Annotated in this window: 6 protein-coding genes; 2 read left to right on the top strand and 4 right to left on the bottom strand. The window is 45.0% G+C overall.

Annotation, left to right across the window (positions count from 1 at the left end; all coding sequences use genetic code 11):
• Positions 1 to 356 precede the first annotated feature (356 nt).
• Positions 357 to 2,159 (top strand): oligoendopeptidase F, encoded by a 1,803-nt coding sequence (pepF, locus tag DW015_RS05265; RefSeq protein ID WP_117904688.1) that lies wholly within the window; start codon positions 357 to 359, stop codon positions 2,157 to 2,159.
• Between the two features lie 352 nt (positions 2,160 to 2,511).
• On the opposite strand, the gene DW015_RS05260 is transcribed toward pepF, so the two are convergent.
• The 4 genes from DW015_RS05260 to DW015_RS05245 form a co-directional block, all read right to left on the bottom strand.
• Entirely contained in the window at positions 2,512 to 2,775 is a 264-nt protein-coding gene (locus DW015_RS05260; RefSeq protein ID WP_117904686.1) for a DUF6171 family protein, read from the bottom strand.
• Between the two features lie 57 nt (positions 2,776 to 2,832).
• A complete protein-coding gene (locus DW015_RS05255; protein ID WP_022288647.1) occupies positions 2,833 to 4,467 on the bottom strand; it encodes a DAK2 domain-containing protein in 1,635 nt (544 codons plus the stop codon).
• Between the two features lie 41 nt (positions 4,468 to 4,508).
• Entirely contained in the window at positions 4,509 to 4,856 is a 348-nt protein-coding gene (locus DW015_RS05250; protein ID WP_022288646.1) for an Asp23/Gls24 family envelope stress response protein, read from the bottom strand.
• A 133-nt stretch (positions 4,857 to 4,989) separates the two neighbouring features.
• Positions 4,990 to 5,640: an HAD family hydrolase gene (locus tag DW015_RS05245; protein WP_117904684.1), complete on the bottom strand. Its 651-nt coding sequence runs from the start codon at positions 5,638 to 5,640 to the stop codon at positions 4,990 to 4,992.
• Positions 5,641 to 5,876: 236 nt separating this feature from the next.
• Here DW015_RS05245 and DW015_RS05240 point away from each other — a divergent pair, with 236 nt between their 5' ends.
• Complete coding sequence (locus DW015_RS05240) at positions 5,877 to 7,313, top strand: solute carrier family 23 protein (protein ID WP_117904683.1); 1,437 nt, start codon at positions 5,877 to 5,879, stop codon at positions 7,311 to 7,313.
• The last annotated feature ends 23 nt before the right edge of the window (positions 7,314 to 7,336 follow it).

Below are 7,336 nucleotides of genomic sequence, written 5' to 3'. Positions count from 1 at the left end.
ATATCAGTCCTGAATCTCCTACATCATAGTTGCGATCCTGTATAATAAAACTTGACACATACAAAACAATCAAAGTATAATAAAAACAAAGGAGTGTGTCATCAATGGGAACAGGAAAACAATATGATGAAGAGTTTAAAAAGCAGGCAATAAAGCTCGCAAAGGAGATTGGCACCTAGTTTTATGCCGCTGGGCGTATTTTTATTTGTATCGTGTATTATTTTACAGTTCACCTGCCCTAATTTGACAAAAGTACGTCAATGGGGTATAATGTAACCAGCGTTACGCAAATTAATTATAGGCAATACCACACAAGACAAGCCTATACCTATTATTATAGAAACGAGGTCATGAAAATGAGCGAGGAAAGAATACCTAAGAGAAGTGAAGTGCCTGAACAGTTCAAGTGGGCACTGGAGGATATTTATGCCACTGACGAAAAGTGGGCGGAGGACTTGCAGAAGCTGAAGGCTATGCCTGAGAGGATAGCGGCGTTCAAGGGCAGGCTTAGCGAGAGTGCTGACACGCTTTATGATTTTATGCAGCTTTCAGACGAGATATCTGTTCTTTGCGACAGCCTTGGCAACTATGCTCAAAGACGTTCTGACGAGGACACCGCAAATGCAAAGTATCAGGGCTTTCTCGGTCAGCTTATGAACGCCTATGTGGCAGTAAACTCAGCAGGAAGCTTTGAAACACCTGAGATCATTTCTATCGAGGAGGATAAGCTTCAGAAATTCTATGAGGATAAGCCTGAGTTGAAGCTTTATAAGCGTGCGCTGGATAAGCTGCGTCGTAAAAAGGCTCATATCCTCTCTGAGGCTGAGGAGAAGATACTTGCCCTGACCGGTGAAATGGGTCAGTCCCCTGAGAATATCTACTCTATGTTTTCTGACGCAGACCTGCGTTTCCCTGACGCTGTGGATAAGGACGGCAAGGCTCATCAGGTCACACACGGAAGCTATATCCCACTGGTGCAGAGCGAGGACAGAGTGCTGAGAAAGTCGGCTTTCGAGTCTATGTACGGCACATTTGACAAGTTCAAGAACACCTGTGCGGCAACACTGTCGGCACAGATAAAAGCGGTGAACTTCTATGCAAAGGCAAGAAGATATGATTCAAGCCTTGAAGCCGCTTTGGACGGAACAGAAGTGCCTGTTTCAGTGTACAAAAACCTTATTGAAGCCGTCCATGACAATATGCACTATATGTATGATTATGTTGCACTGAGAAAGAAGCTTTTGGGCGTTGACGAGCTTCATTTCTATGATCTTTATACGCCTGTTGTTCCTGACGCAGATATGAAGATAACTTTTGAGGAGGCTAAGGAAACTGTCCTGAAAGCCCTTGCACCTATGGGCGAGGATTACCTTGCAATACTCAAAGAGGGCTTTGAAAACCGCTGGATAGACGTTTACGAGAACGAGGGCAAAACAAGTGGGGCATATTCCGCAGGTGCAAGAGTTCACCCTTATGTGTTACTCAATCATAAGGATACACTTAACTGTATGTTCACGCTGGCGCACGAAATGGGTCATGCTATACACTCGTATCTTTCAAATAAAAATCAGCCTGTGGTATATTCAGATTACGTTATCTTCGTGGCAGAGGTAGCCTCAACTTGCAGTGAAGCCCTTCTTATGCAGTATCTGCTGAAAAATACCGAGGATAAAAAGCAGAGAGCGTATCTTATAAATTACTTTCTTGAACAGTTCCGTACCACACTTTACCGTCAGACAATGTTCGCAGAGTTTGAGCTGAAAATAAATGAAATGGTAGCGGCAGGGGAGAGTCTGACAGCCGAGGGGCTGAACGAGCTTTACGGCGAGCTAAACAAGCTTTATTTCGGTGACGGAATAGTGCTTGATGATGAGATAAAATTGGAGTGGGCTAGGATACCGCACTTCTATTATGACTATTATGTTTATCAGTATGCAACAGGCTATTCTGCGGCTATCGCACTTTCACAGAGGATATTGAAGTATGGCGAACCTGCGGTAAAGGACTATATAGGCTTCCTGAAAGGCGGCTGCTCAACTGACCCTATCTCATTGCTTAAGGGTGCAGGTGTAGATATGGCAACAACTCAGCCTATCAATGAGGCACTTGCAATGTTCGGAGAGCTTGTGAAGGAAATGGAAGAGGCAATGGCGGAGTAGGAGTAAGTGAGGAGTTAGGAGTGAGGAGTGAGGAATGTGCATAGCTGAACCGAGCAAATCACTCAGCACCGAGCGAAGCGAGCAATAAAGCGCAGGCTCAAGCCCGACGCTAGAGGGCTTGTGGGGTCAAGGGGCAAAGCCCCTGCGGAGTATGAGGCAGAGCCTCATTCGGCGACAGCCGACTAAGCGGTGCAGAAAAGTAAAAAAGCACACAACAGTAAAAGAAATAATAAAGCGGTGTCGGAGAACAAATCTCTGCACCGCTTTTTCTATCCCATTAAACAAAGTAAAACCCGCAAAGAGCGTAGCGATTTTGCGGCGGAAGGAACTTGCCTGAATGAACAGTATGCCTTTACCACTTCTTATCTATATCTGCACAACGCATACCTATCTTCAACGCCCTCAGCTCAACATAACAGCCGCATAAAACGCACATTCCGTCCACAAGCTTGTCGCAATCCTTGCAAAACGCCAAACGCTGATGATACTCTTCCTCTGATACCCTCTTGTCCGCAGGATATGCCGCAATGTGCGAACGCATATCACGGAGAAAATCATTTTCGTCCATATCCTCCAACAGGCATTTTCTGCACCTGATCTTTGTTATATCACTCATAAAAATTTCTCCATTGTACAAAAAAGCGGACAGCTCAATGCCGTCCGCCTTGTTATCTTATTCTACAGAAATGATGTAGTAGTAAACAGGCTGACCGCCGTTTATAAGATTTACATCAAGATTTGAGAACTTCGCAGCTACCTGCTTTTGCAGTGCCTCAGCCGCCTCGTCTGTAACATCTGAGCCGTAAAGGATCGTGATGAATGAGCTGTCGCCCTTAACAAGCTTCTTTGTGAGCTTGTAAGCTGCCTTTGAAACGTCCTTTTCCACAAAGCTCAGCTTGCCGTTTTCAATGCAGAGTATCTCGCCCTGCTTGATAGCGTGACCCTCATAGTCAGAATCCCTTGCCGCAAATGTTACCTGACCTGTGGCAACTCTTTCAAGTGCATTGGTCATCTCAATGCGGTTCGTATTGAAATCAGCGTCAGGGTCAAATGCCAGCATTGCTGACATTCCCTGCGGTATAGTCCTTGTCTGAAGCACGCATACCTTTCTGTCTGCAAGCTTAACAGCCTGCTCAGCCGCCATGATGATGTTCTTGTTGTTAGGCAGAACGAAAACCGTTTCAGCAGGGCATGACATTATTGCCGCAAGTATATCCTCAGTAGAAGGGTTCATGGTCTGTCCGCCCTTAACGATGCAGTCAACGCCGATATCTCTGAACATTGACTCAATGCCGTTTCCTGCTGCAACTGCAACAAAACCGTACTGCTTTTCAGGCTTTGCAGGAACGAACTCCTGTTTTGCCTCTTTCTGTCTGGCCTTGTGCTGGAGCTTCATATTTTCTATCTTTGGCAGATTGATGTAGCCAAATTCAAGACCCTTCTGGATAGCCTTACCAGGGTCGTTGGTATGAACGTGTACCTTTATTATCTCATCGTCCTCGACAACTACAACGCAGTCACCGATAGTTTCAAGATAAGCTCTCAGCTTTGATGAATCGTCAGCGTCAGCTTTCTTTGTGATTATCATTTCAGTGCAGTATGTGAAGTGTATCTCACAGTCATACTGACCAACAGTAGCCGCAAATGTGTCGACTGTTACCTGCTGTTTCTGTGCAGGAGCATCAGCCTTTACTATTTCGCCGCCCTTGAATACATCTCTCATTGCTTCAAAGATAATGAGAAGTCCCTTGCCGCCTGCGTCAACAACGCCTGCCTTGGCAAGTGCAGGAAGTAGTTTTGGGGTTTCGTTCAGTGAAAGTTCAGCCTGTTTGCAAACTTCCTCCATTATAATAATAGGATCGTTTGTGGAGTGGAGCATTTCTCTTGCTTTCTCCGCAGACTCTCTTGCAACTGTCAGGATAGTTCCCTCTGTAGGCTTCATTACGCTCTTGTATGCTCCTGAAACGCCCTGTTCCAGCGATTCAACAAGTTCGTTCGCACCCATTTCCTTTTTGCCTGCAAGTCCTTTTGCAAAGCCTCTGAAAATGAGCGAAAGTATAACGCCTGAGTTTCCCCTTGCACCTCTAAGAAGTGCAGAAGCTGTTGTGCTTGCCACAACTGAGCAGTCTGTATCGTCGCTGAGATTTTCAAGCTCTGCTACGGAATTTGTTATAGTCATTGACATATTTGTTCCTGTATCTCCGTCAGGTACCGGGAACACGTTAAGCTCGTCAACTGATTTTTTCTTGTTAGATATGCTGTGTGCGGCACTTATGACAGCGTCACGCAGCAAGCCTCCGTTTATCACTATAGTTTTCCTCCTATACTGTTATAGATATCCTAGGACGTTCAGCCTTTCATTTCGTCAACGTAAACGTTCACAGATTTAACGTTGACACCTGCCTGCTCTGTCAGAACATAATTTACCTTGTGAATGATGCTGTCAACGATAGCTCCGACATTTATGCCGTAGTTCACAGTGATGTGCAGGTCAACGATAAGCTCGTCCCCGTCCTGACGGATTATAACGCCCTTTGTGGTGTTCTCTTTTTTTAGCATTGCAGAAACGCCCTGCTTTGCACCATAGGCATTAAGTCCTGCCACGCCGAAACAGCTTTCGGCAGTATCCGAGATAAGCTGTCTGAGATATCCAGTGGATATACCTATAGTTCCAATGTGGTTGCGAAACTTTATCACAGAAAACAACTCCTCTTGATCGTGGCAGGATCACAAGCTTATTTCTTATGCCGCCACATAATAATTTATTTTATTATATCATAAACATTTGACTTTTGCAATAGGTTTTCGCTCTTTTGTACACCTGTCAAATTTATCCCAGAAGCCATTTTGCGGCTTCCAGAGGCGTTTCGGCTATATACACCGCACCTGCCTGAGAAAGCTCCTCTCTTGTGCCGTAGCCGTAAAGCATACCGATACAATCTATACCAAGAGCTTTTGCACCAAGCACGTCATGATGCCTGTCGCCTGCCATTATCACCTGCGAGCGGTCATTAACTCCGCAGTTTTTCAAAGTGTGCACGATAACGTCCGCCTTTACGCTCCTAGAGCCGTCAAACTCCGCACCGCCTATGTAGTCAAAATACTGTGCAAGGTGAAAATGCTCCAGTATCTTCACTGCAAAGACCTGCGGCTTAGAAGTCGCCACCGCAAGGTGAAGCCCAGCCTCTGACAGCTTTTTAAGACATTCTTCAACGCCGTCATAAACACGGTTCTCGAAAATGCCCTTGGTGGTGTAATATTCACGGTAGTATTTCACAGCCTGCTCGCATTTTTCATCATCAAAGCCGTAATAATCCCTGAAAGAATCTTTCAGCGGCGGACCGAGAAACTTTGTCATGGTGCTCATCTCAGGCTCTATGCCGAACTTTTTCAGTGCGTATACAGCCGAATTTATTATGCCCTCGCCCGACTCAGTAAGCGTGCCGTCAAGGTCAAAAAGAACATATCTGTAATTTTTCATGTCATTACCTCACATAATACAATATATCAATTGCTATTATAACGCAAAACAGCTTATTTGTCAAAGATAATGGGCAATTACGCACAAAAAATCCTGCTGAAATACGGCATTTAGCTCATTGACAAAAATATTGTTATAAGTTAAAATTAAAAAGGCGGTTTGTGTCGGAAAAGCTGCCGAAAAGAAGTATTTTTCCTTTTATATGGGAAAAGAATAAATATGAATGAGGTGTTATTTTGAAACTTATTTTTGATGTTTCAGACAAGCCAAAGGCTGGTCAACTGGTAGTGTTCGCACTTCAGCAGATGTTGGCTATCCTTGCGGCGACCATCGCTGTGCCGCTTATTATCGGCAACGGTCTTACTCCTGCGGCTGCAATGTTTGGTGCAGGTGTGGGAACTATAGTTTATATCTTTTTTACAAAAAGAAAAAGCCCTGTGTTCCTTGGCTCGTCCTTTGCTTTTTTAGGCTCAATGGCGGCGGCTTTTGCAGGCGGCGTTTCAATGCAGCTTGGCATGCTTGGACTTATCGTCGGCGCACTGCTTGCAGGACTTGTATATGTCGTTATCGCAATAGTAGTAAAATTTGTTGGAGTAGGCTGGCTCAATAAGCTCATGCCTGCTGTGGTAATAGGACCGACCGTTGCTATAATCGGACTTTCCCTTGCAGGAAATGCTGTTGGCGACCTGCTCAAAGGCGATGTTACAAAGCAGGTAACAGAGTATGCAGTTTCCACAGACAGCGGCACACCTGAGATTATAGAAACTGTATCCAATGTGCCTGTTGGCTCATCATATGTGGCTTTTGTTTGTGGACTTATTACCCTCGCAGTGGTAATGCTTTGCTCAACATATGGCAAGAAAACACTCAAACTTATACCTTTTATAATCGGTATCCTTGCAGGCTATGCAGCCGCAGCAATCTTCACTGTTATCGGCAATATATGTGATATTGACGCACTTAAAATAGTAGATTTCAGCGTTTTCAGCAGCTATATGCTCACAGACGGCAGCGTTTCACTGAAAACATTTGTTAGCCTGCCGGACTTTGCATTTGTTTCAGGTCTGAAAGGTCTTAAGGAGTTCGACTTCTCATATTTTGCAACTATCTTTGTTGCCTATGTGCCGGTCGCATTGGTAGTTTTCGCAGAGCACGTTGCAGACCATAAAAACCTTTCTTCTATTATCGATCATGACCTCCTTGAAGAGCCAGGTCTTACAAGAACGCTTCTCGGTGACGGTGTAGGTTCTATCGCAGGCGCACTGTTTGGTGGCTGTCCGAATACAACATACGGCGAGTCCGTTGCCTGCGTTGCGATCACTGGAAATGCTTCAGTTATAACTATCTTTGCAGCAGCTGTCGGCTGTATGCTGTTTTCGTTCATCACTCCGCTTGTTGCGTTCGTTGATTCTATCCCTGCCTGCGTAATGGGCGGCGTTTGTATCGCTCTTTACGGCTTTATCGCAGTTTCAGGTCTTAAAATGATACAGGATGCAAACCTTGACGATAACAGAAATCTCTTTGTTGTGTCCGTTATCCTCATTGCAGGTATCGGCGGTCTGACACTCACATTCGGTGATATAACACTCACAGAAGTAGCGGCAGCACTTATCCTTGGCATTCTTACAAACGTTATGCTCTCAAAGAAAAAGGGCAACGCAGCGAAAAAATAATAGCAGGTGCGAACAGTGCTCGC

It is taken from the genome of Ruminococcus sp. AF37-20, assembly GCF_003460465.1.
Classification (GTDB): domain Bacteria; phylum Bacillota; class Clostridia; order Oscillospirales; family Ruminococcaceae; genus Hominimerdicola; species Hominimerdicola aceti.
Note: the sequence above shows the minus strand (reverse complement) of the source record. Positions and strands in the feature narration are given on the sequence as shown.